Annotated in this window: 16 protein-coding genes; 4 read left to right on the top strand and 12 right to left on the bottom strand. The window is 72.7% G+C overall.

The window, feature by feature from the left end; all coding sequences use genetic code 11:
* Nucleotides 1-77 precede the first annotated feature (77 nt).
* Both ACZ7LV_RS03205 and ACZ7LV_RS03200 read left to right on the top strand, forming a co-directional pair.
* Nucleotides 78-1,004 (top strand): LysR family transcriptional regulator, encoded by a 927-nt coding sequence (locus ACZ7LV_RS03205; RefSeq protein ID WP_471935146.1) that lies wholly within the window; start codon nucleotides 78-80, stop codon nucleotides 1,002-1,004.
* Nucleotides 1,005-1,188: 184 nt separating this feature from the next.
* Nucleotides 1,189-2,781 carry a GMC family oxidoreductase gene (locus ACZ7LV_RS03200; protein ID WP_471935144.1) on the top strand — a complete coding sequence of 531 codons (1,593 nt, stop codon included), beginning with the start codon at nucleotides 1,189-1,191 and terminating at the stop codon, nucleotides 2,779-2,781.
* 7 nt (nucleotides 2,782-2,788) lie between these two features.
* Here ACZ7LV_RS03200 and ACZ7LV_RS03195 read toward each other — a convergent pair whose 3' ends face one another.
* The 3 genes from ACZ7LV_RS03195 to ACZ7LV_RS03185 form a co-directional block, all read right to left on the bottom strand.
* On the bottom strand, nucleotides 2,789-4,684 hold the full coding sequence (locus ACZ7LV_RS03195; RefSeq protein WP_471935143.1) for a glycerophosphodiester phosphodiesterase family protein: 1,896 nt from the start codon (nucleotides 4,682-4,684) through the stop codon (nucleotides 2,789-2,791).
* 162 nt (nucleotides 4,685-4,846) lie between these two features.
* Nucleotides 4,847-8,314 carry a phosphodiester glycosidase family protein gene (locus ACZ7LV_RS03190; protein WP_471935141.1) on the bottom strand — a complete coding sequence of 1,156 codons (3,468 nt, stop codon included), beginning with the start codon at nucleotides 8,312-8,314 and terminating at the stop codon, nucleotides 4,847-4,849.
* A 161-nt stretch (nucleotides 8,315-8,475) separates the two neighbouring features.
* Nucleotides 8,476-9,225 carry an SDR family NAD(P)-dependent oxidoreductase gene (locus ACZ7LV_RS03185; protein WP_471935139.1) on the bottom strand — a complete coding sequence of 250 codons (750 nt, stop codon included), beginning with the start codon at nucleotides 9,223-9,225 and terminating at the stop codon, nucleotides 8,476-8,478.
* Nucleotides 9,226-9,482: 257 nt separating this feature from the next.
* Between ACZ7LV_RS03185 and ACZ7LV_RS03180 the strand changes: the two genes are divergently transcribed.
* The gene (locus ACZ7LV_RS03180) at nucleotides 9,483-11,207 is read left to right on the top strand and encodes a VanW family protein (protein WP_471935137.1); all 1,725 of its coding nucleotides are present in this window, start codon (nucleotides 9,483-9,485) and stop codon (nucleotides 11,205-11,207) included.
* A gap of 5 nt (nucleotides 11,208-11,212) precedes the next feature.
* Here ACZ7LV_RS03180 and ACZ7LV_RS03175 read toward each other — a convergent pair whose 3' ends face one another.
* The gene (locus ACZ7LV_RS03175) at nucleotides 11,213-11,827 is read right to left on the bottom strand and encodes a YceI family protein (protein WP_471935136.1); all 615 of its coding nucleotides are present in this window, start codon (nucleotides 11,825-11,827) and stop codon (nucleotides 11,213-11,215) included.
* Between the two features lie 130 nt (nucleotides 11,828-11,957).
* Complete coding sequence (locus ACZ7LV_RS03170) at nucleotides 11,958-12,581, bottom strand: isochorismatase family protein (RefSeq protein ID WP_471935135.1); 624 nt, start codon at nucleotides 12,579-12,581, stop codon at nucleotides 11,958-11,960.
* A 242-nt stretch (nucleotides 12,582-12,823) separates the two neighbouring features.
* Here ACZ7LV_RS03170 and ACZ7LV_RS03165 point away from each other — a divergent pair, with 242 nt between their 5' ends.
* Entirely contained in the window at nucleotides 12,824-13,000 is a 177-nt protein-coding gene (locus ACZ7LV_RS03165) for a hypothetical protein (protein ID WP_471935134.1), read from the top strand.
* 31 nt (nucleotides 13,001-13,031) lie between these two features.
* Here ACZ7LV_RS03165 and ACZ7LV_RS03160 read toward each other — a convergent pair whose 3' ends face one another.
* From ACZ7LV_RS03160 to ACZ7LV_RS03130, 7 genes are all read right to left on the bottom strand, one after another.
* Nucleotides 13,032-13,595, bottom strand: coding sequence for an MSMEG_1061 family FMN-dependent PPOX-type flavoprotein (locus tag ACZ7LV_RS03160; protein ID WP_471935133.1), 564 nt, complete (start codon nucleotides 13,593-13,595; stop codon nucleotides 13,032-13,034).
* 173 nt (nucleotides 13,596-13,768) lie between these two features.
* Nucleotides 13,769-15,343 carry a PTS transporter subunit EIIC gene (locus ACZ7LV_RS03155; RefSeq protein ID WP_471935131.1) on the bottom strand — a complete coding sequence of 525 codons (1,575 nt, stop codon included), beginning with the start codon at nucleotides 15,341-15,343 and terminating at the stop codon, nucleotides 13,769-13,771.
* 46 nt (nucleotides 15,344-15,389) lie between these two features.
* Nucleotides 15,390-16,331: an N-acetylmuramic acid 6-phosphate etherase gene (gene murQ / locus ACZ7LV_RS03150; protein ID WP_471935130.1), complete on the bottom strand. Its 942-nt coding sequence runs from the start codon at nucleotides 16,329-16,331 to the stop codon at nucleotides 15,390-15,392.
* 203 nt (nucleotides 16,332-16,534) lie between these two features.
* Complete coding sequence (locus ACZ7LV_RS03145) at nucleotides 16,535-19,426, bottom strand: FAD-binding and (Fe-S)-binding domain-containing protein (RefSeq protein ID WP_471935128.1); 2,892 nt, start codon at nucleotides 19,424-19,426, stop codon at nucleotides 16,535-16,537.
* 194 nt (nucleotides 19,427-19,620) lie between these two features.
* Entirely contained in the window at nucleotides 19,621-20,544 is a 924-nt protein-coding gene (locus tag ACZ7LV_RS03140) for a MurR/RpiR family transcriptional regulator (protein WP_471935127.1), read from the bottom strand.
* 106 nt (nucleotides 20,545-20,650) lie between these two features.
* Entirely contained in the window at nucleotides 20,651-22,081 is a 1,431-nt protein-coding gene (locus ACZ7LV_RS03135; RefSeq protein WP_471935125.1) for an FG-GAP-like repeat-containing protein, read from the bottom strand.
* Between the two features lie 198 nt (nucleotides 22,082-22,279).
* On the bottom strand, nucleotides 22,280-23,392 hold the full coding sequence (locus ACZ7LV_RS03130) for an aminotransferase class V-fold PLP-dependent enzyme (protein ID WP_471935123.1): 1,113 nt from the start codon (nucleotides 23,390-23,392) through the stop codon (nucleotides 22,280-22,282).
* Nucleotides 23,393-23,425 lie beyond the last annotated feature (33 nt).

Below are 23,425 nucleotides of genomic sequence, written 5' to 3'. Positions count from 1 at the left end.
ACCTTTTGTCCGCTTGGCCTTGGTTCGGGTTCCGTCAAGTCCACGAGAATGCCGCATAGGTAGTATGCGGAGACATCATGGACTTCACCGATGTCTCCCTGATCTCCCTGCGGGTCTTCCGCGCGGTGGCCGAGCAGGGCACGTTCACCGCGGCCGCGGCCGCCCTGGGCTACACGCAGTCGGCGGTCTCCCGGCAGATCGCCTCGGTCGAGCGGGCCGCGGGCGCGACGCTGGTGGAGAGGCGGCACGACGGCGCACGGCTGACCGCGGCAGGGCGGGTCGTCATGCGTCGCGCCACGGTGGTGCTGGACCAGATCGACGCGACCGCCCGCGAGCTGTCGGGCATGCCCGTGCGGGGCGGCACCGTACGCCTCGGCTGGGTGCCCGTCGCCGGCACGACGGTGGTGCCCCACGCCCTCGCGGAACTACGGCGCAGCGCCCCGGACCTGCACGTCGTCAGCCGCGAAGGGGGTACACCGGCGCTGACCCGCGCCCTGCGGGCGGGGAGCATCGATCTCGCGCTGCTGTCGTCGGCTCCACCGTTTCGCGCACCTGACACCGAGTCGCCCGCGCTGGTCCTTCGGACGCTCAGCGAACGCACCCTGTGCCTGGCCGTGCCGACGGCGCACCCGCTCGCCCGCGGCGACTTCGTCGACGTGGACGACCTGCGCGGACAGCGCTGGATCGCCGGTTCGGCCTCCGGCGCCGACCGTCTGCTGGGGGTGTGGCCGGGCCTGGACGAGCGGCCCGAGATCGTCCATACGGCCCGGGACTGGCTGGCGAAACTGCACCTCGTGGCCTCCGGTTGTGGGTTGACCACCGTCCCTTCCACCCTGGCGCGGGTGGCGCCGCCCGGCGTACGCGTCCTGCCCGTGCGGGGCGGCCCGCAGGAGCGACGCCGCCTGGTCCTGGCCCGGCTGCCCCAGCCGCCGACCGAACCGGTGTCCCGTCTCGCCGCGGCCCTGCAGGCCGCCGCCGCGGACGGAGAAGCACCGCCGGTGTAGTCCTGCCGACTGCCCTCAACCGGCCGCTGTCGGCACCGTCCGCGGAATCGCCCCAGGTCACAGGCGTGCGGCGAGCGTCAGCCGTGAGCCGCGGACATAACAGGACAGTTCTCCGCTTCTTTGTTAGCCTGGCAAATGTTCGGCGCAGAGCACCGTGCTGATGGCTCCTGGAGGAGACATGGCCATGGCCGATTCGCCAGGAACCGGTATGACACCGCGGCGCGACGACCCGCTGTTCGACCTCGTCATCGTCGGTGGTGGCGCCGCGGGCAGCGTGCTCGCCGCGCGGCTCAGCGCCGACCCCGATCGCCAAGTGCTGCTGCTGGAGGCCGGCCCCGCCGACACCGACCCCCGGATCGCTCCGCCGCACGGGGTGCTGAACGGACTGCTGCGCGGGGATCTCGACTGGAGCTACGAGACGGTGCCCCAGGAGCAGCTCGGCGGACGGCGCGTCCCCCTCTCCGCCGGCCGCGTTCTGGGAGGCGGCGGCTCCATCAACTACCAGGCGTGGTACCGCGGGCACCCCTTGGACTACGACGGGTGGGCCGAGAGCGGCATGACAGGCTGGAGCTGGCACGAGGTCCTCCCCAGCTTCCGCCGCTCGGAGGACCACGAGTTCGGCGCCTCCGACCTCCACGGCACGGGCGGGCCGATCCCGGTCACCACGCCCAAGGACGTCAACCCCCTGTCCCTCGCGTTCATCGCCGCGGGGGTGGAGTACGGGCTGCCGTTGAACCGGGACTTCAACGGCGAACGACTCGACGGCGTGGGGCTGCTCTACAGCAACGTGCGTGACGGTGAACGGCACAGCGCCGCCCGCGGCTACCTGCACCCGGTCATGAACCGTGCCAACCTCACCGTGCGTACCGGAGCCCTGGTCCGCCGGGTCCTGTTCCGGGGGACACGGGCGACCGGCGTCGAGTACGCCGACGCCGCCGGCACGGTCGTGACGGTCCGCGCGAACGCGGTGGTCCTCTCGGCAGGCGCGCTGCGGACACCGCACCTGCTCATGCTGTCGGGGATCGGCCCCGCCGACCACCTGGCCGACCTCGGCATCGACGTGCTGCAGGATCTGCCCGGGGTGGGCGCCGGCTTCCAGGACCACCTGTCCGCGCTGATCGGCTGGCCCGTCCTAAGAGGTGTCACCTGGCCGGAGGCGTACGGCAGTGCGGCCGACCAGGCGCTGTACGCCCGGGAGCGCCGCGGGCCGCTCGCGTCGGTCGGCCAGGCCGGGGCCTTCCTGCGCTGCGGCGAAGGCGCCCCGGCCCCGGACATCGAGCTGACACCGATGCTCGTCGACCTGCTGGGCAACAGCGCGCCCGGCTTCTCCTGTCTGGTGACACTGCTGACGCCGCGGAGCCGGGGCGCCGTGCGGCTGGCGTCCAGCGACCCCGCGGCGGCACCGGTCATCGACGCCCGCTTCTTCGAGGCCGCCGTCGACCGGGAGTTGGTCGTGGAGGGGATGCGCCGCGCTCTGGAGCTGTGCGAGAGCCCCGTCATGCGGGCGCTGCTCGGCCCGCCCTCCTTCCCCACCGCCTGCGACAAGGCGGCGCTGCTGGACGCGGCGCGCGCGGCGACCATCTCCACCAATCACCCGGCAGGCACCTGTCGTGCCGGTGCCGACGAGGAGTCAGTGGTCGACCCCTTGCTGCGTGTGCACGGCATCTCGGGTCTGCGCGTGGTGGACGCCTCGGTGATGCCCGCACTCCCCCGCGGCAACATCCACGCCCCCACCGTGATGATCGCCGAGCGTGCCGCGGAGACCTGCTTCGCCTGATCCAGGGCTACGGGGCGAGGGCACGGGCGTCGCCGCCGATCAGAGCCGCGCGATCCGGGTCCAGGGACCTGCCGGACTGCACCTTCGCCCAGGTCGCGAGGGCCGAGTACTGCTTCAGCCCCAGCATCGCCGTCATCGAGCCGACGGCGGACTCCTTGGCACCCGAGGTGAAGATCAGGTGCGCCAGGCCCGTCGGGGTGGCCTTCAGGGTGAAGGTCCGGGTGTCCTCGGCGGTTCCGCCGGCACCCGACGCCACGGCGCGCAGCGTGTGCGTCCCGGCCGTGAGGGCGGTCAGGTCCAGCCGGGCTCCGGCCGGTACGGGCCTGCCGTCGAGGGTGAGGGTCACGGAGTCCGCGAAGTCGCTCCGCACGGTCGCCAGCGGCGACTGCGCGCGGTCCAGCACCGCGTCGGCGGCCGGGGAGGTGAGGGCGACCTTCGGCTCGGCCGGGGGCGCCGACCGGGCTTGCCGGTAGGCCTGGTTCCAGCCGTACAGCTCGGTCGGACGGTTGGTGATGATCGCGTCGACCCCCGCGCTCTCCAGCGCCTTCCAGCGGTCGGCGCTGTCCACGGTCCACACCATCACGGCCACGCCGGCCCCGTGCAGGTCCGCGATGACGGACGGCCTCTTGCCGAGCGCGTCGTCCGACGGGTTGTAGGCGGACAGGTGCAGTTCCTCGGCGAGGGCCACCGGGTCCGCGTCCAGGGTGCTGCGCAGCAGGCCGAGCGGCAGCTCCGGGGCGAGTTCGTGGGTGTGGCGCAGGGCGTCGACCTCGAAGCTCTGCACGAAGACCCGTCCGGTCATGCCGTGCGCGCGAATGGTGTCGACGATGGTGGCCACCTCTGCCTTGGTGTGGGCACCCTTGATCTCCAGCAGCAGGTCGCCACCCCGCGTGCGCAGGTCGTCCAGCTGGGCGGCCAGCGTCGGGACGCGTGCGCCCTTGTAGGGGGGCGCGAACCAGGATCCGGCGTCGAGGGCGTCGAGTTGGGCGGAGGTCAGCGAGCGGATCGGACCCGTGCCGTCGGTGGTGCGGTCCACGGTGGGGTCGTGGAGGATGTAGGGCACGCCGTCCTTGCTGGGCTGGACGTCGTTCTCGATGAAGTCGGCGCCGCCCCGGCGGGCGATCTCCTGGGAGACCAGGGTGTTCTCGGGGGCGGCCGAGGACGCGCCGCGGTGGGCGATGACGGTCAGCGGCACTCCGGCCGGCCGGATGTAGCTCCGCGGCGGGAGTTCGGTCACCTCGAGGTCGTCGTAGGAGACGGAGGCGCCGTTCACCAGCAGGCCCTGGACGCCGTCGGCGGAGCGGGCGACCTTGGAGGTCCGCATGACCTCCTTGCCGTCGAAGTACCAGACGGCCCGGGCGCCGTGGACCTCGGCGGCTATCCGCACGTCCTTGCCGGTACTCGCGGCGAAGGGCGCCGCGTGGGTGTCGGTGACGTTCCAGGCGTTCGAGGTCGTGCGCTGGGCGAACTCCAGGCCGTTGGCGGCCGTGGTGCCGGTCCGCATGGTGGCGATGGACCAGGGGACGGCCCCGCTCGCCGGCAGGTCGAGGCCCATCGCGGTCCAGCGGCCGGCGTCGACGGCCGACTCGAAGCGCGCGGTGACCTCGATCCGGAAGTCGTCGAGGTGCTCGCCGAAGGTGATGCGGCTCTGCTGCGCGGAGTTCGCCGAACTGCCGTACAGGCGGCCGTCCTTCACCTGCCAGCCGCCCTCCACCGCCTTGAACCCCTGGGGCAGGGTGTTCCCGGAGAAGTCGGCGGAGACGACGACCCGGCCCGCGTCGGCTCCGGACGCGGCCGGCGCAGGGGAGCCCTCCGCGAAGACGGGTGTCGGCAGGGACACGGCGACCAGCGCGCAGGCCAGCAGCGCGACGCGTGAACGAGACGTACGTGAGGTACGAGGCATGTGCGCGACATTAGGAAGCCGCGACGATCGAGCCGGGCCCCGCGGGTGAATACGGGAAGGCGGCTGAGGGTCCATCCCCTGCCGTGCGGCCGACGTCGGCGGGCGGGGAGGACGCGATGTGCCGGACGGTCGACGCGGAGGCCGACCGTCCGGCGGGGAGGGTCAGCGGTGGCGCACCGTGATCTGCCGCTCGGCGGTGACGCCGTTGACGGTCACCCGCAGCACCGCCGTGCCCGAACGGCGCGCGAAGAGCCTTCCGGTGGCCGGGTCGTAGGAGACGACCGGCGCTCCCCCGTGGTCACGGTGGTCGCGCTCGTCGCCCACCACGTCGACGCGGCTTCCGGTCCAGTCGGCGCTGACCGGCCAGGCCACCGGCACGGTGCGGGTGCCGTCCTGGGTGATCGTGGCCGACGCCTCGGCCCGCTCGCCCACGTCGAGGGTGGCGGGCGCGCTGAGCACCACCGAGTCGGCACGGGCGTGCACCTCGGCCCGCAGCCACGCTTCGGAGTCGTCGGACGGTACGTCGAACAGGTCGCCGACGCGCCCTTCCCGCGGGTCGATGCCGAGCATCGTCCAGCCGGTGAAACCACCGTTGTCGGGCGTGCCGGCCGGGTTCTTGCCCGAGTTGCCGTTGACCAGGTAGGGGATGCCGTCGACGGAGGCGGCGGAGAAGACACCCGCGTGGGAGCCGACGAACGCGGCGGACTTGTGGCTGTCGGCACGGAAGTCGGCGAGCCACTGCTCCACCAGGGCCGCCTCCTTGCGGTCGCCCAGCTGGCTGGCCTTGTTCGGCAGCGGGTCCTCGGTGGGGTGGTGCTCGAAGACCACGACGCCGCTGACGGATCTGTCGTCGGCCGCGTCCGCGAGCTGGTCGTGCAGCATCTGCAACTGGGTGAAGCCGCCGCCGCGCAGGGTGCCGCTGGAGGAGTCGAGCGTGATGATGCGGGTGCCCTCGACGTCGAACGCCGAGGTGGTGTCGCCGAACTCGGCCTCGAAGTTGCGGGTGGAACCGGGGCCCATGATCTCGTGGTTGCCGGGCACGTACCGCCAGGGAATCCGCTTGCCGGTGCGGGCGTCGAACTCGTCGAGCAGCTTGCGGGCGAGCGCGAAGTCCTCCGGGGAACCCTCGTCGACGAGGTCGCCGTTGATGACCAGCAGGTCCGGCCGGGCCTCGGCGATCTCGGCGAGGGTGCGCCGGGCCGCCTCGACGAGCGGGCTGTCGGGGTCACGGGCCACGAACTGGGCGTCCGACATGACGGCGACGCGCAGCGGACGGTCGTCGACGGTGCCGTCGGTCACCACCACCGGGTCGGCGACCGTCGGCCGCACGGGCAGTTCCACGTCGGGGGCGACCTTGACCTTCAGGTCGCTGACCGTGACCTCACCGGTGTAGGAGCGGGCGGCGCTGGTCTCCAGCAGTCGCACCCGCTGGAAGGTCAGCGGATAGCTGGTGCCCGCGGGGACCGGGAACTCCACCTTGCGCCAGCCCGTCCAGGTGATGGTGGGGCCGTCGAGGTTCGCCGTCACACCCGACCCGGTGCGGTACTGCAGCCGGGGCCAGGCGCCGTTGCCGTCGCCATGGATCCACATCGTGACGGCCTGGGGCTGGCCGGGCAGCTGGATCTGCTGCGGCGGGAGGGCGTACTGGCCACGCGTGGCCGTGGACTTGGTGAAGTCGTACGTCAACTTGAGGCCGGGCGCACCGTCGCGACCGGGGGCCGGGGCCACCGAACCGCCGGGGGCGCGGTCGTTCGCCGACGTCCAGGAGGCGGCGTCGGACAGGTCCGCGAAGGTCGTCTCGGCCAGGCCGACGGTGACCGCGACGTCGGTGGTCATGTCGCCGACGGTCAGACGCAGCGTGGTGGAGGCGCCGTCGGCCAGGCCCTGGACGGTGAACGTGGCGTCGTCGGCGGGCCGCACCGACACGACGCCCTCACCTCCGGTGACCTTGACGTCGGACGCCTCGATCGGAGCGGAGTCGCCGAGGGCGTCGTAGCCCGTGATCGTCAGACGCGCCTCCTTGCCGGCGCCGTCGAGCGCGACCAGGCTCCTGCTCGGAGCGATCCCCACGGCGGGCGCGAGCACGGTCAGCTCCTGCCGTCCGTCGGCGCGGTGACCGGAGGAGGCGACGACCTCGGCGGTGCCGGAGCGCCGTCCGGTGACGACGGCCGTGCCGTCCCGGCGGGAGTCGACGGACACCCGGCCACCCTCGCTGCGCCACTGCACCCGTCCGGTGGGCAGCGGCGCGTAGGTCTCGTCGTGGGCGAGGGCCCGCACGGTCCTGCGCAGGCCGGGAAAGACCCGGTCCGAGCCGTCCGCCGTCAGGGCGGGCAGCACACGGTAGCCGCGCACGGAGCCGGACCCGGGGGCCGCGAACAGGCCGAGTCCGTTGGCGACCTGCCGCTCCGAGCCGTCGGAGGGGCTGTTGACGAGGCCGGTGGTGCTCTCACCCGGCATGCGGGCGGCCATGGTGGTCGAGCCGCCTCCGTCCATGTTCAGGGCGTTGACGGCGCCCAGACCCTTCATGAACGCGCCGAGCTCGTTGAGGTCCATGCCGCGGCTGTCGGTCTGCTTGCCGTCGATCGCGACCAGGTACATGGTGCGGCCGTCCGCGGAGAATCCCACGCCGGTCCGGGACGTGGCGGTGACCGTGTCACCGTCCGTGAAGCGCTGCACCACTCCGTCGGCGACCAGCACCTGTCCACCGCCGACGGCGACCGCGACCTCACCGAAGTCGGCCCGCGGGCGGTAGGCGACCTCGACGGTGTCACCGGGCACGAGCCCGGCCAACGCGTCGGCGCCCGCCTCCCGTCCGAGCAGCACGCTGGTGCCGGCCGGTATCGGGGCGCCGCTGACGGAGGTGCGCACGTCGGTGACCTTGCCGTCCCGCAGCCAGACCTCGGCGACCCGGTCGGCGCCGGCCACGGGCTTGGTGCGCGGCGCGGGGCCCCACTGGTCGGTGAACAGTCCGATGCCGCCGGCCGCCAGGGTCGGTGCGTTGACACCGGACAGCTTGAGGTCCCGGGTGCCGTCGACGGTGACCTGGCCTTCGAGGAAGACCTGGGCCAGTCGGCCGATGCCGTCCGCCCCGATGGCGACGGTCTGGTTGCGGCCCTCGGTGGGCGAGTTGACGAGACCGTCCTTGCGCGACACGGCCGCGCCGATGGGTGCCTCGGTGTCGTTCATGTCGAAGTAGTCGCCGTTGATGGCGGCCACGGCCCCGGTACGCGCGGCCTGTTCGGTGACCCGGGACTTGCCGGTGACCGTGCCGGAGGAGATGTGGTCGACGCTCAGCCGGTCGTCGGCCAGGTTCGCGACGAGCACCTGTCCGCGCACCCAGCCGTCCTTCCCGAACCGGTCGAACCGGGTCAGACTCAGGCCGGGCGCGATCGGCGTGCGGTTCTCCCTGGTGACGATGGACTGCCCGGGCGTGCTGGGGATCAGGTGGGAGGGGGCGCCCGAAGCCGGCGCGCCGTGGGGAGCCGAAGCCAGGTTCTCGGGAGTCAGCGCCTGAGCGGTCGTCACCATCCCGGCACCGATGCTGAGCGCTGTGGCCAGGGCGAGGACGACGGAACCGCGCCGTGCTGCGGCACGCGGGCGCGGGTCGGCGGGGTCAAGAAGGAACGGCACAGGCTGACTTCTTTCGTTTCGTGCTGAAAGTCGTGGTCAGCGCTCAGTGGACGCTCCGTGGATGTTGCGGCACCGTGAAGTATGTGACGGTCAGTGATGCGCGGGGTGAACTCTGCGGCACCCGCCCGCCGCGCGGGAGGTCGATGGTGTACGGCCCCGGGTCAGGCGCTCCATCCGCCGTCGACGCGGACGGAGGAGCCCGTCATGTACGACGCCCGGGGGCCGGCGAGGAAGGCGATGACGTCGGCGATCTCCTCCGGGCGCCCGTAGCGCCCCAGAGGAATGCCCTCCATCGCCGCGCGTCCGAAGTCGGAGTCGAGCGGAGGCGCCATGGAGGTGTCGGTGAATCCGGCTTCCACGGTGTTGACGGTGATGCCGCGCGGCGCGAGTTCGTGGGCCCATGCCTGCCCGTAGGCCCGCACGGCCGCCTTACCGGCGGCGTAGTCACCGAATCCGGACGTGGACAGCCGGGATGCCGCGATCGAACTGACGAGGACGACTCTCCCGCCGTCGGGCATCCGCGCGACGGCCTCACGGGTGGCGGCGACCACGCCTTCGACGTTGACCGCCCACTGTTCGGCACGGCCCGAGGGGTCGGCGTCGGCGAGCATGCCGGTGCGCAGGATGCCGGCGTTGTTGACCAGGATGTCCACCGGCCCGAGGACGTCGACTGCCTCCTGAACCATGGCCCTGACCTGTGCGGGGTCGGCCTGATCCGCCCGGAACGACGCGGCCCGCACTCCGCTGCTCCTGAGCGCGGTCACCACGGAGTCCGCGGCCTCGGCGGACCGGAGGTAGCTGATCGCGACGTCGGCTCCCGCCCTCGCCAGACGGGCCGCGACGGCCGCCCCGATGCCCTGGCTCCCACCGGTGACGAGCGCCGTCCTGCCGAGAAGGTCCTGGTCAGCCATGTCGGTCCCCTCGCACGGGCCTGGGCCGGGGCCACGGGAACGGCTCACCCGCCCTGAGATCATTGTGCGCCCGGGTCCGCGCCGGGGGCACCTCGGGAGCGACGGCGACCGCCGCGCGGCCCGAGGAGCGATGTCTCACATCGACCGACGTGACCTTGGATACACCGTTTTGCACCCCGTTGTGCGTAACCTGGCTGACTGCTCTCGCACCCAGCGGTACCGCTTCGGGACTCGTCCGTCGATCGCTCAGGAGACCCATGCACCCCCGGATAGCCTCACTCCCGCCCGCCGCCCTGGCGGGCGGTGCGCTGACCGTCGGCATCGGCGGTCTGTATCTCGCAGGGCTGCTGCTCACCGGTGGCCAGATCGAGGCGGGTACGACGGTCCGTGGCGTGGACATCGGGGGCCTGGACCGCGCGGCGGCCGGCCGCGAGCTGGAGCGGCACCTGCCGGCGACCGGCCCGGGGAAGCTGGCCGTGAAGGTCGGCGACCGCCAGGGCACGGTCGATCCGCGACAGGCGGGGCTCGGCTACGACATCGCGCGGACCCTCGACCGGGCGGCGTTCACCGGCGCCGATCCGATCAGCGTGATCGGCGGGCTGTTCCGCTCGGGCGGCGAGGTCGAGCCGGTCGTGAAGGTCGACGAGGACAAGGCACGTGCCGCCCTCGGCGAGCTGGCGGAGACGCTCGACCAGAGGCCCCGCGACGGCGCCGTCTCCTTCGACGACGGCCGCGTCGAGCAGGTCGCGCCCCGCAGTGGCTACACGCTGGACATGGACGCGGCGATCCGCTCCCTGCGGGCCCCCTTCGAGCGCGACGCCGCGGACGCCGTCACGGTGCTGCCCGCACGCGAGGCGAAGCCGAAGGTGAGCGCGCAGGAGGTGCGGCGGGCGGTGCGTGAGTTCGCGCAGCCGGCGATGTCGGGACCGGTCACGCTCACCGCGGGCGACCAGCGGTTCACGATCCCCCCGGCGGTGCTGGGCGAGCACCTGACGATGCGGCCGGACGACTCCGGCCGGCTCACGCCGGCGCTCGACGGCAAGGGCCTGCGTGCCGCGCCCGCGGTGGCCGGCGCCCTGGCCGGCCTTCCCCGCACGCCGGAGAACGCCCGGCTGAGGCTCGACGGCGAGAAGGTCGCGGTGGCGGCCGACGCCGTCCCCGGCGTGGAGGTCACCGACAAGGCCCTGGGCAAGGCCGTCCTGCCCCTGCTCACCAAGTCGGGAGCCGCCCGCACGGGCGTGGTGCAGACACGGCGGATCGAGCCGCAGGTGACCCGTGAGAACGCGGCACGCCTCGGGCTCACCGAGAAGATGTCCTCGTTCACCGTCAACTTCGAACCGGCCGCCTACCGCTCCACGAACATCGGCCGCGCCGTGGACCTCATCAACGGTTCCGTCGTCATGCCGAACGAGACCTGGAGCTTCAACCGCACCGTCGGCGAGCGCACCGAGGCCAACGGCTTCGTCGAGGGCATCATGATCCTCGACGACAAGTACACCAAGGCGCCCGGCGGCGGTGTCTCCGCCGTGGCCACCACGGTCTTCAACGCGATGTTCTTCGCGGGCGTCGAACCCGTCGAGCACGGCGCCCATTCCTTCTACATCGAGCGTTACCCCGAGGGCCGTGAGGCGACGGTCGCCTGGGGCAGCCTCGACCTGAGGTTCGCCAACGACTCCGGCAAGGCCCTCTACATCCAGGCCGAGTCCACCGACACCTCGGTGACCGTCTCCTTCCTCGGCACGAAGAAGTACGACGAGGTCACGTCGGTCAAGGGACCCCGCACCAACGTCCAGGAGCCCTCCAGCAAGGTGAGCACCGACGAGAAGTGCGTGCCGCAGACTCCCCTGGAGGGCTTCGACGTCACCGTCGAACGGGTCTTCCGCGACGGCGGCCGGGAAGTGGGCCGGGAGCCGTTCCACACGGGCTACGCCCCTCGTGACGAGATCGTCTGCGAAGGGGCGCCCGGCCGAGGTCAGCGGTGAGACCCTCAGCCGACGGGAATGTCCCGCAGCATCGGGGCCGGGTCATAGGGCACGAGCACGACGTCCAGGGTCAGTTCGACGGCGTCACCGAGGCCGGGGATGCGCAGGCCGGGCAACAGGTCCTGGGCGAGACCGAGTTCGGTCAGCGTGAGGCGCCCGGTCGCGCAGAAGGCCAGGTGCCGGGCGTCGTCGCGGAACGGGTCCACGGCGGACCCGGCCCATCGCACGGCCAGCTCGGTGTCGACCGGTCTGCCACGGAACTCCAGCCTGCCGCCGAGTTCGCCATGGAGCGGGCCCGTACGGGTCAGCCGCTTGCCCAGGAAGCGGATCGTGGGGTGGTGCTCCACGTCCAGGAAGCCGGATCTCAGGTGGTCGTCGCGGGTCACGACCCCGGTGGTGATGCTCATCGCCTCGATGGTCACCTCCACCTCGGTGTCCCTGAGCTGGTCCTTGCCGGGGGTCAGGGTTCCGGAGAGGTGGGTGAAGCGTCCGCGCACCAGGCCGGCCCCGCGATTGAGCACGGCGAAGTGCACCGCCGTGTGCCAGGGGTCGAGGTACCAGCGGCCGCGTGCGCTCAAAGCGGTGTCCGGTTCGCGTAGCGGTTCCGGTTGTGCGGTCATCGCAGCTCCCTTCGAGGTCCGCGGTCCGTCGCGTTCGCTGCGAGGTCCGCGGGCGCCGGGCCCGTGCCGGGCGGGCCGGGCGCCTCGGCGGTGTCGTGTCGCGCGCCGCTGAAGTGCGGCTGGGGACCGCCTACTTGGCGTAGGCGGCCGAGATCTGGCCGACGAGGGTGGCGAACGGCATGTCGAGCGCGGCGTAGACGTCCCCGGCCTCGGGGGCTCCGTTGTCGGCGAGTATCTCGATCATCAGCGTGGCGTAGTCGCTGACCAGGACGCCGGCCTGCTGGAGCCGGATGAGGCCCGCCTCGCGCTTGGATGCCGAGAAGGTGCCGGACGCGTCGAGAGCCACATAGGTCTCGTAGCCCTCGGCCTTCGCGGCGATCGCCGGGAGCGTCGCGCAGACCTCCAGCGAGATGCCGGTGAAGATGAGCTTCCTGCGGCCGGTGGCCTTGATGCGGTCACGGACACGGCTGTCGTGCCAGGCGTTGACCGTGCTGCGGTCGACCACCTCCAGCTCGCTCGGGACGGTCTCGGCGAGTTCGGGGATGAGCGGGCCCCACATGCTGTCCGCGGCGGTGGTGGTCACCACGGTCGGTACGCGCAGCACCTGCGCCGCCTTCGCGAGCCCGACCACGTTGTGCTTCAGCTCCAGCAGGCTGATGTCGCGGACCCCGCTGTAGAGCCCCACCTGGTGATCGACGAGGACCAGTGCGGCGTTGTCACTGGTCAGAGATGTGGGGAAGGTGTCGTCAGGCATGACCTTCACGCTCCTGTCGTTCTCGACGCACTCTCCGGGAGGTTAGGCACTTCCGGTGATTGTCACGATTTTGACCATTCGACGCTAACACGGACATATCGGATGGCGGAAGGTCCTCGACGGGACGAGCGGAGCACGGGCGGCGCCCGCCCTCGCGCACCGGTGCTGCGTGCGGCGGCCCACCGGGGGCATACGCGTGACACGGCACCTACCGGCCGGCTCCCACCTCAAGGAGGCACAGCGTGCTCGGCATCATCGCGGCGGTCCTGTTCTTCATCGCCTTCCTCATCGACGCGGCGGACATCTCCACCAACGACGTCTTCAGCACGACCAACATCATGCTGATCGGGCTCACCCTGCTCGCCCTGCACGTGGCGGGGGTCGGAAGCGGCCTGGCCGCGCGGGGCCGCAGGCGCTGACCGGCCGAGGCGCGCCCCGGCCGCGGCGGGTTCAACTCGTCGCCCACGCCCCGGGATTCCACAGCCCGGCCCGGTTCAGGGACTGCGGACAGTGCAGGTAGATCTCGTCGATGTCCAGGACGAGGGCGAACTGCGGGCGGCGCCCGTCACGCGTCATCGCGTCGAAGAAGGGCGCGTCGGTGAGGATGCGGGCCCGGCCGTTGACGCGCAGGACCTGCTTGCCGCCGGGGATGAGGTACAGCAGAGCGGCGTGCGGGTTGTCGAGGATGTTGTGGAAGCTGTCGCCCCGCCGGTTGCCGGGCCGGTCGGGCAGGGCGAGGGTGCGCGGGCCCAGGACGTGGGTGAAGCCCGGGGCGTCACCGCGCGGCGAGACGTCACAGTTGCCGTCCGCGTCCGAGGTGGCGAGGAGGCAGAAGGGCGAGCGGGAGACGATGTCCAGGTCGTCCTCCGTCAGTGCGCCGTGCACCTTGTCGACGACCACGGGCCAGGGCTCGCCGAGGAGTTTCCGCAGCTCCTCGCGTGAGCCGAGTCCGACCCAGCCGGCCTCGGTGACGTCGTCCGGCCGGTCCCCGGTGGTGTCGGTCGTGTGCGGCAAGGACTGCTCCCAGCTGTGCGTGCCCTACGGATGAGTGATCGCACGGGAACACTAGCCGATGTTAGGTTCGCCTTACCTAAGTGCCCGGGGGGCGAGAGCAACGACACGGCGCGGGGCGGTGACCGTTCCTCCGAACGGTCACCGCCCCGCGTGCGGTCTCGGGCCGTCGCCCGTCAGCGGACCGGAACGCCGGCCGGTGCGGCCGGCGCCGTCGGCGACTCTGCACCCCCGCTCGCCGCGGGCTCGGCTCCGGCGGTGGCCGGGGCGACGGCGTCCGGTGCCGACTGCGCGGGCGCCACGTTCAGTTCGGCGAGCATCGTCCGGGTGAAGCCGAAGTAGTACGTGGCCAGGAAGCCGCCCAGGTAACCGACGACCAGGCCCGCGGCGTACACGGCCACCGTCCGGCCGAGTCCGTGGTCGCCGTCGAGCAGCGGGAAGAGCGCCCAGCCCGAGGGGCCGATCGCGGTGGAACCGACGTCCGTGCCCAGCTGGTTGAAGAGCCCCACGAACGCGCCACCGAGGGCGCCACCGGTGCAGGCCGTGATGAACGGGCGGCCCAGCGGCAGGGACACACCGTAGATCAGCGGCTCGCCCACGCCGAGGAAGCCCGGCCACAGCGCCGACTTGATGGTCGTACGGATCGAGGTGTTGCGGTGCAGCCGGAAGTAGACGGCGATCGCCGCACCGACCTGGCCGGCGCCGGCCATCGCGAGGATCGGCAGCAGCACGGTGTAGCCCTGCTGCTCGATGAGCGTGGTGTGGATCGGGATCAGCGCCTGGTGCAGTCCCAGCATGACCAGCGGCAGGAACAGACCGCCGAGGATCAGTCCGGCACCCGCGCCGCCGTTGGAGAGCAGCCAGTTGGCGGCCTCACCGATCTTCGTGGAGACCTCACCGGCGAGGAACATCAGCCCGAAGAGGGTGGCCAGACCCGCGACCAGCACGGTGATGGTCGGAGTGACCAGGACGTCGATGGACACGGGCACCCAGCGACGGCACCACTTCTCGATCTGCACGGCGAGCCACGCCGCGCCCAGCGCGCCGAGGACACCGCCCTGACCCGGGGAGAGTTCCTGGCCGAACGCCTCGACGTTGGCGACGCCCGCGTAGACGATGATGGCGGCCACGGCACCGCCGAGGATCGGTGTGCCGCCGAACTCCTGGGCCGTGTTGTAGCCGACGAACACGGCGATCAGCGCCATGAACCCGGAGGCCATCGCGGCGAGCGCCGGGGTGATGCCGGGCAGCCAGCCCAGGTTGACGAGCAGACCGTTCAGGCCCGCGATGATGCCGCAGCCGATCAGGGCCGGGATCAGCGGCACGAAGATGTTCGCGATGCGGCGCAGCAGGAGCTTGAACGGGGTGGCGTTCTGCGCTTTGCGCTCCGCGCGCAGCGCCGCGCCCTGCGCCGCGAGGTCCTCGGCGGTCACGGGGTCGCCGCCCGGGACGCCACCTGCCGCGGGAGCGGCCCCGGGAGTCTCGGCGCGCTCCTGCTCGACCAGGGTCTCGAACTCCGGGGTGACGCGGGCGACGGTGCCCGGTCCGAGCACGATCTGGTAGGTGTCGTCCTCGACGACGCCCATCACCGCGGGCAATGCCTTGAGCTGTTCCTCCTGCACCAGGGTCCGGTCGTGCAGGCCCAGCCGCAGCCGGGTCATGCAGTGGGCCACCGACGCCACGTTCCGCGCTCCGCCCACCAGGGGCAGGATGGCGGCCGCGGTGTCGCGGTACTTGTTCTCGTTCGCCATGAGATCGGCCTTGCTGTGAGTATCGGCTGGTACGTCGGCTGGTACGTCAGGCGGCTGCGGTCTCCAGGGCGCTGCGCAGGTGCCCGTGCGCGTCCTGGAGCAGGCGCTCGGCCGTCCGTGCGTCCACGGATCCGAGCAGGGTGAGGATGGCGTTCTTGACCTCGCCGCCGGTGGCGGCGAGCGCGGCGGCGACGGCCTCGTCGGAGGCGTCGGTCGCGAGGCCCACGATCCGGTGGGCGCGGGCCCGCAGCTTCTCGTTGGAGGCACGGACGTCGACCATCAGGTTCCCGTAGGTCTTGCCCAGCCTGATCATGGTGATGGTGGAGAACATGTTGAGCACCAGCTTCTGCGCGGTGCCCGCCTTCAGCCGGGTCGAGCCCGTCACGGTCTCCGGTCCGACCACGACCTCGATGCCGTGGTCGGCGGCGGCGGCCAGCGCGCTGTCGGCGTTGCAGGACAGCCCCACCGTGAGCGCGCCGAGGGCGCGCGCGTGCCGGACGGCCTCGACGGCGTACGGGGTGCGGCCCGAGGCGGAGATGCCGACCACCACGTCGTCCGCGGACACCTTCAGTGCGTCCAGGTCCTGACGGGCCCCCTCCTCGGAGTCCTCGGCGCCTTCGACGGCGGTGACCATCGCGGCCGGACCTCCCGCGATGAGGCCCACCACCTGCGACGGGTCGGTGTTGAAGGTGGGCGGGCACTCGGAGGCGTCGAGCACGCCCAGCCGTCCGGCAGTGCCCGCCCCGGCGTAGATGAGCCGTCCGCCCCGCGCCATCCGCTCGGCCATGCCGTCGACGGCGGCGGCGATCTCGGGGAGCCGGTCCGCGACCGCCGCGCTGACGGTGGCGTCCTCGGCGTTCATGTGGCGGGCGATGTCCAGCGTGCTCAGGCGGTCGATGTCCGCCAGGTCGGGGCGGTACGCCTCCGTGGCCATGGTGGCCAGCTGGTCACGCAGCAGGCCGTTCCCGACGGCGTCTTGGGTGGACATGAACGTTCACGACTCCTGTGGTTCGGGCATTTCAGGTGGCTTGGGTGTCTCTGGCGCGTTTCCGTCATACGCGACGGACAGCGGGATCGGCCGGTCCGTGTGACACGAGAGACAGCGACGAAATTTTCTTTCGCTTCGCTCCGGCGACATGAAACATATTTTCAGTGCGCGGACGCGTCAAGACACGGCAGGCGATCAGTGGGTCACATCCCGGCCACGGTCGGGGTGGTGGCCTCGTCGAGGAGTTCGAGGATGTGCCGGTAGGGCCGCCCGGTGGCGCGGCTCATCCCGAGCTCACAGGTGCGGTTGCACGAGGCGTAGGCGTCGTACGACCGGGTGTTGATCTCGGCGGCCTGGCGGGCGGTGGCCACCGCCGTGACCTCCGGGTGCAGCAGTCCCCGGTCGCCCGCGAACGCGCAGCAGCCCCAGGTGTCGGGCACCGTGACGTCCGGGCTCAGGGCGGCCGCCACGGTCCGCAGGGCGCCGTCGGCGCCCAGGTGGGCGGTCGAACAGGTGGGATGCAGCGCCAGGGATCCCACGGGCCGCACGGCGGGGAGGGCGGGGAGCAGCCGCTCGGCGGCGAACGCCACGCTGTCCACGAACCGCAGGGCCGCGTAGCGGGCACGGTCCTGCTCGGGCAGCGCGCCGGCCAGCCCTTCCAGGCCGTGGGTGCACGAGGAGGCGTCGCAGACGACGGGCAGCCTGCCGTGGTCGGTGGCCGTCCACAGGGCGTCCAGGGTGCGGGCGGCCATGGTGCGGTGGCCCCGCGTGTATCCCTTGGACTGCCAGGGGGTGCCGCAGCACAGGCCGCCCAGTCCGTCCGGCACGGCGACCGGGACCCCCGCCCGCTCACACAGGCGCAGGAAGGCGTGCGCCGCTCCCCCGGCCCCGCCGGCGCCCTCCTCGGGCGCGAAGAGGCTTCCGATGCAGGCGGCGAAGAACACGGCCTCCGCCTCGGCGGGATGCCGTGGGGCGGGACGGTCCGGCCCGCTGCGCGGCATGTCCGGGGTCCATAGGGGGACCAGTTCCCCGGCGCCCAGCCCGCGCACCGCCCTCGTCGCCGCCCTGGTGACGGGCAGCGGGACGGCATGGGCCGCCTTGAGCGCCGTACGGACGCCCGCGACCGCGCCTTCCCAGTGCCGCGCCACGCGGTCGGCGGCGCCCTGGGCCGCCCTTCCGTGCCCGTCCGCGCGCAGCCGCTTCATGACCTCGCCCGTGTCGATGTGGACCGGGCAGGCGGTGACGCACAGGCTGTCGGCCGCGCAACTGCCGACGGCCGCGTAGCCGTAGTCGTCCTCCAGGGCGCGGCGCCGGTCGTCGTCGCCCGCGGCCCCCGCGAGGGCGATCTCGCGCAGCAGGGCGATGCGCTGTCGCGGGGTGGTGGTCGCGTTGGCCGTCGGGCAGACGGGCTCGCAGTAGCCGCACTCGACACAGGCGTCCACGGCCGGGTCGACCTCCGGGACGCTCTTCAGGTGGCCGAGGTGCGCCCCGGGGTCGTCGTCGAGGAGGACGCCGGGGCTGAGCAGCCGGTGCGGGTCGCACAACCGCTTGAGCTCCCGCATCACCTCGTAGAGTTCGTCGCCGTACTGGCGCCTGACGAACGGGGCCATGGCGCGCCCGGTGCCGTGCTCGGCCTTGAGCGTGCCGCCCGCCGCGAGGACGAGGTCGACCATGTCGTCGGTGAAGCGGGCGTAGCGGTCCAGTTCGCCGCCGGAGTCGAAGTCCTGGGTCAGCATGAAGTGCAGGTTGCCGTCCCGTGCGTGCCCGAAGATCACCGCGTCGTCGTAGCCGTGCCGGGCGAACAGGTCGATCAGGCCCTCGCCGGTGGCGGTCAGCCGCTCCATCGGCACCGCCACGTCCTCCAGCAGGGCCGTCGTACCGGGACGGCGCGCGCCGGCGACCGCGGTGTAGAGCCCCTTGCGCAGCCGCCAGAGCCGGTTCCGCTCCCCCGCGTCACGGGTGAGCTCCGCCGTGGTGACCGTGGGCAGCAGCCGTAGCGCGGGGTGGGCGGCGGCGACGGTGTGCTCCAGGGCCTCGGCGTCGTCCTCGGCGAACTCGACGAGCAGGGCCGCATGGCCGCTGACGGTGAGACCGCGCAGGGCCTCCACCGGGTCGGCGGACCGCTGCGCCACCCGCAGGGAGGCGGCGTCGAGCAGTTCCACGGTGCGGGCCCCGGCGGCGAGGAGCGCCGGCAGGCAGTCGGTCGCCTCGGCGAGGCCCGGCAGGACGAGCAGTCCCGTGGCGGTGTGCGGCAGGAGCGGGACCGTGCGGAAGACGGCCTCCGCGACGAACCCGAGCGTGCCCTCGCTGCCGACCATCAGCCGCGCGAGGATGTCGGCCGGGGTGGAGTGGTCGAGGAAGGAGTTCAGCCCGTACCCCATGGTGTTCTTCATGGCGAAGAGCCGCTCCACCGTGGCCCGTGACGCGGCCGATCCGCGCACCCGGTCCCGCAGGCGCAGCAGTCCCGCGTGCAGTTCGGGTTCGCGCGCCCGCAGCGCCGCGTCGGCATCCGTGTCCGCGGTGTCGACGACGGTGCCGGAGGGCAGCACGAACCGCAGCGACTCGATGGTGCGGTAGGCGTTGTCCCGGGTGCCGCAGTTCATGCCGCTGGAGTTGTTGGCGACCAGGCCGCCGATGGTGCAGGCGCTCTCGCTGGCCGGGTCCGGGCCCAGCCGGCGGCCGTACCGGGCGAGCCGGGCGTTGGCCTGGCGGACGGTCAGTCCGGGCTGGAGGCGGACGCGGTGCCCGTCGTCGAGGATCTCCGCGTTGCGCCAGTGCGTGCGTACGTCGATCTGGACGCCGTCGCCGCCGGCCTGGCCGGCGAGGCTGGTGCCGCCCGAGCGCAGGGTCACCGGGACGCCGGCCGCGCGGGCGCCGGCCATCAGCGCGCCGACCTCGCCGGCCGAGGCGGCGCGGACCACCGCGCGCGGGGTGAACAGATAGGGCGAGGCGTCGTGCGCCGCCGCGATCCGGCGGGGCAGCGCGGTCGTCACCCGGGCCGGGTCGCCGACGCACGAGGCGAGCAGTTCGGCCAGCCGCTCGTCGGAGGGCGGCGACGCGGGGGCGGTGGGGACGGAGGCGGTGGGGTGGCTCATGGCTCCTCGGCGCCGCCGGTTCGGCGCGGGACGACGGTGGGTCACGGGAGTATCGGGATCACCGTCGGGCGATGTCAATAACTTACGACGGGATGTGCGACATGTAATTAAATTACATTCGGGGGCATGGGCAGGCCAGGGCGCGAGGCGGAGCGGGACATCGTGGTGCCGTCGAGGATGCCGACGCGCAGGTGCTACGGGCGACGCCGCCGGCGTCGCTGCACGGCGGTGTAGGTCTCCTGGAGGGCCGCCGCCGCGGCGTCGTAGGAGCGTTGCGCGACGGCGACGAACAAGCAGTCGACCAGGGCCAGCTGCGCGATCCGGCTGACCGTGGCGCCCGAACGGAACGGTGTCTCGCGGGCGGAGGTGGTGAGGACGAGGTCGGCCGCCTCCGCCAGCGCGGACCCGGGGAAATTGGTGAGGGCGACGGTGGTCGCTCCCCTGGCGGCGGCCGCGGCCAGTGGCTCGACGGTGTCCTCCGTCTCCCCGGAGTGGGAGATGCCGATCGCCACGTCGCCGGGCCCCAGCAGCGCGGTCGCCGTCAGGGCGGCGTGGACGTCGGTCCACACGAACGCGATGTGGCCGACGCGGTGCAGCTTCTGATGCAGGTCCTGGCCGACGAAGGCGCTCGCGCCGACGCCGAAGATGTCGATGCGCCGGGCCGTGGCGAGCGCGTCGACGGCCCGGCCGAGGACCGTCGGGTCCACGCTGCGGGCGGTCTCGTCGAGCGCGCGCACCTCGTTGTAGATGATCTTCTTGACGATCTGCTCCAGGGAGTCGGAGGGATCGATGTCGGTGCCGAGCGCCGACTGCTCCCCGCCGACCGCCCGCTCGTGGGCGACCGCGGCGGCCAGGGCGAGCCGCAGCTGGGGGTAGCTGCCGAAGCCGAGCGTCCGGCAGAAGCGCAGCACGGTGGCGGGTGAGGTGGCGGCTCGTTCGGCGAGCGCACCGATGGAGAGTTCCGAGCTGCCGGCCGGGTCCGCGAGCACCGTGTCCGCCACCCGTCGCTCCGAGGGCGGCAGCGTGGGCCGGCCGGCGCGGATGCGGGTGAGGGCGTCGGCTCCGCCCGCACCCACGGGGCCGCGCTCCGGCGTGAGGGGCTCGTCCCGGCGGCTCATCGGCTTCCTCCTGCACCGGACGACGGGGGCGTACGCACCGTGACAGGCAGTTAATCACAACACCAGGTCACGACGGTGCCGGGTATCCGACGAGCCGTTCGGTCGCTCAGCCGCCCAGGATCCACCACAGCCCGTTGCCGCCGAGGAGCGTGCTGTCCCGCTGGATGAAGCCGAACATGTTCGGCGTGAAGGCGTAGCTGCCCTTGCCGGTCGGGCGTGAGGCGCCACCGGGGAGGACGAACACCGCGCCGGTGTAGTCGTTCTCGCAGGCGGCGCCGACGAGCAGTTCCGGCATCCCGTCCCGGTCGACGTCCCCGGCCGAGACCGTGGTGCCGAAGCAGTCACGGTGTTCGGAGATGCTCGGCACGCCGGGTGTCTCCTGGTGGAAGGAGTACGCGCCCGCGCCCAGCTCGCCCGTCCGCCGGCCCGGGATCACGGTGACCGTGCCCGCCCTTCTGACGCTGCCGACGGCTTCGTTGGGTGCGCCGACCACGATGTCCGCGAGACCGTCCCGGTTCAGATCGGCCACGGTGACACCGGCACCGAAGGTGTCGCCGCGCTCGCTCGAGCCGGGTACGCCCTCGGTCCGCTGCGTGATCTCCTCGGGCTGCGCGTCGCCGGCGATGCCGTCCGCCGACCCGCGCCAGAGCAGCACACGCCCACCCAGCGCGCCGTCGCAGCAATGGGTCGCCTCCTGGGGGTCGCCGACGACGAGGTCGGCGTACCCGTCGCCGTCGACGTCACCGGTCGCGGCGATGAGCCCGTTGCCGTTCAGAAGCCCCTCCGGCCATGGCTGACTTCCCGTCGGGCGCACCCTGACCTGACTGCCCGACAGGTCGGCCCGGTGGCCGCCGAGGGCCACCTGGTCGGGAACGCCGTTGCGGTCGAGGTCGCCGAGTGCCACCGACCCCACGGCGTCCTCCTCCGCGTTCTGCGCCGCGGAGCCGAAGGCGCCGGTACGGCTGAACGGGCCGGTGAAGGCGACGGTCACCTTCGCCCCGCCGACAAGGACCTGCGTCCTGGCGCCCGCCCCCAGGCCGGCCGCGGCCACGTCGAGGCCGTAGGCCTGGTTGGCGGCGGCGGCCGGCGGTGGCAGCACCGTGCCGCGGCCGAGGCCGTCCCTGCCGCCCCAGAGCACCATCACGACACCGGAGTTGACGCCGTACGCGGTGTCCTCGTACGGCGAGCCGACCACCAGGTCGGCGTACCCGTCCCGGTTCAGGTCGGCGGTCGCCGTGGAGGCACCGAAGCGGTCGTACGGCTCGACCGATCCCGGCACTCCGTAGGTGTTCTGAGTGATCGTCTTGCGTCGGCCGGCCGAGAGGCCGGAGGACGAGCCGTACAGCACCACGACGGCGCCGGCGGCCACCTTGCCGGAGACGTTCGCACCCGGCGCGGGCAGCACCGCGTCCCGGTATCCGTCCCCGTTGAAGTCACCGGGTGCCGCGGCGTGCACGGCGGCGGCCGGAGCCGCGGGCAGCAGCGTGCCCGCCATCAGTCCGACCGCCATCACCGCGGCGGTTCTCCATCTGCCCATCTGTGCGTCCCCTTCCCCAAGGCGCGGCCAGGGCTCGCGCCGACGACACACGGGAGGCGCGACGGTGTCCGAGGACGGTGGAACCGGCCGGACACCGTGCGGCAACCCGTTCGCCATGGATACGTCACAGAGGGGACTCGTGGCCGGGTCGGAAGGTTGTGGGAGCGGTCCGGGCTGCGGTGCCTCCGGGGCGTTGCGTCAGTTGCGCAGTGCGGACAGCGCGGCGGCGACCCGCTCGGACGTCTCCGGCGGCGTCGAGGCGTGCGGGTAGAGCCTCAGCGAGTCGGTCCGCACCGTGGCCGTGACCCCCTCGGCCTGCAACGCCTTGCCGACGAGCGCGGGATCGCGGTCCGGCAGCGCGAAGGAGAGGATGCCCGCCCGGCGCGCCGGATCGGCCGGGGACAGGACGCGGCCGCCGGAGCGCCGGACGACCTCACCGAGTTCCGCGACCCGCAGTGCGACGGCCTCCTCGATCGCCGCGACGGTGTGTCGTTCCACCAAACCCAGTGCGGCGGCGAAGGCGCCCGCCGCCACCGGGCTGAGATGCGTGATGGACCATCGCCGCGCGTCGGGGGCGGGCCGGTGCTCCGTGTCGTCGAAGAGGCCGGGCTCCTCGACCCCCGTCCAGCCGGTGAGCACCGGTTCCAGGGTGTCGAGCGCCCGGTCGGACAGGGCGGCGAACCCCGTGGACCAGCCCGCCCGCAGCCACTTCTGGCCGCCCACGACCAGGACGTCGGCGGCCTCCCAGGGCATCTGCGTCACGCCGAAGGCCTGGATGGCGTCGACGATCAGGAGCCGTGATGCCCCGATCACCTCGCGCAGCGCCGCCAGGTCCACGCGGAACCCGGTGCGGAAGTCCACCGCGCTGACGGACACGGCGACGGTGTCGTCGGTCAGCGCGGCACGGACCAGGTCGGGGCCGACGCCCTCGCCGGGCGCGGGGTCGAGCCAGCGGGGCGTGACCCGGCCGAGGCGCGCGGCGCGGCGCCACGGGTACTGGTTGGAGGGGAAGTCGGTGCGGGGCGCGAGGACGACGCCCTCGCGCATGCCGAGAGCGGCGTGGAAGAGGCCGGTGGACGCGTTGGGCAGGAGCACGGTGTGCCGGGCGTCGGTGCCCGCGAGCCGGGCCGCGCTCTCGCGTGCGGCCAGGTCCGCGCGCATGAGGTCGTCCACGGTCCCGTGGTCGGCCCGCGCGGACTCCTCCATGGCCCGGGCCGTGGCTGCCACGACGTCCCGCGACGGCGGCCCGAACCGGGCGAAGTCCAGGTAGCCGGCGGGTGTGTCGAAGTGCGCTGCGTACGACGTGAGCACGGGGGCTCTTCCTTCCGGGACGGTGCGATCGGG

Source organism: Streptomyces sp. NPDC107562, assembly GCF_055657325.1.
Note: the sequence above shows the minus strand (reverse complement) of the source record. Positions and strands in the feature narration are given on the sequence as shown.

What these genes read in the sequence shown, in the direction of transcription:
- ACZ7LV_RS03205 (WP_471935146.1), top strand. Translation starts at nt 78, where the DNA reads ATGGACTTCACCGATGTCTCCCTGATCTCCCTGCGGGTCTTCCGCGCG.
- ACZ7LV_RS03200 (WP_471935144.1), top strand. Translation starts at nt 1,189, where the DNA reads ATGGCCGATTCGCCAGGAACCGGTATGACACCGCGGCGCGACGACCCG.
- ACZ7LV_RS03195 (WP_471935143.1), bottom strand. Translation starts at nt 4,684, where the DNA reads ATGCCTCGTACCTCACGTACGTCTCGTTCACGCGTCGCGCTGCTGGCC.
- ACZ7LV_RS03185 (WP_471935139.1), bottom strand. Translation starts at nt 9,225, where the DNA reads ATGGCTGACCAGGACCTTCTCGGCAGGACGGCGCTCGTCACCGGTGGG.
- ACZ7LV_RS03180 (WP_471935137.1), top strand. Translation starts at nt 9,483, where the DNA reads ATGCACCCCCGGATAGCCTCACTCCCGCCCGCCGCCCTGGCGGGCGGT.
- ACZ7LV_RS03175 (WP_471935136.1), bottom strand. Translation starts at nt 11,827, where the DNA reads ATGACCGCACAACCGGAACCGCTACGCGAACCGGACACCGCTTTGAGC.
- ACZ7LV_RS03170 (WP_471935135.1), bottom strand. Translation starts at nt 12,581, where the DNA reads ATGCCTGACGACACCTTCCCCACATCTCTGACCAGTGACAACGCCGCA.
- ACZ7LV_RS03155 (WP_471935131.1), bottom strand. Translation starts at nt 15,343, where the DNA reads ATGGCGAACGAGAACAAGTACCGCGACACCGCGGCCGCCATCCTGCCC.
- murQ (WP_471935130.1), bottom strand. Translation starts at nt 16,331, where the DNA reads ATGTCCACCCAAGACGCCGTCGGGAACGGCCTGCTGCGTGACCAGCTG.
- ACZ7LV_RS03145 (WP_471935128.1), bottom strand. Translation starts at nt 19,426, where the DNA reads ATGAGCCACCCCACCGCCTCCGTCCCCACCGCCCCCGCGTCGCCGCCC.
- ACZ7LV_RS03140 (WP_471935127.1), bottom strand. Translation starts at nt 20,544, where the DNA reads ATGAGCCGCCGGGACGAGCCCCTCACGCCGGAGCGCGGCCCCGTGGGT.
- ACZ7LV_RS03135 (WP_471935125.1), bottom strand. Translation starts at nt 22,081, where the DNA reads ATGGGCAGATGGAGAACCGCCGCGGTGATGGCGGTCGGACTGATGGCG.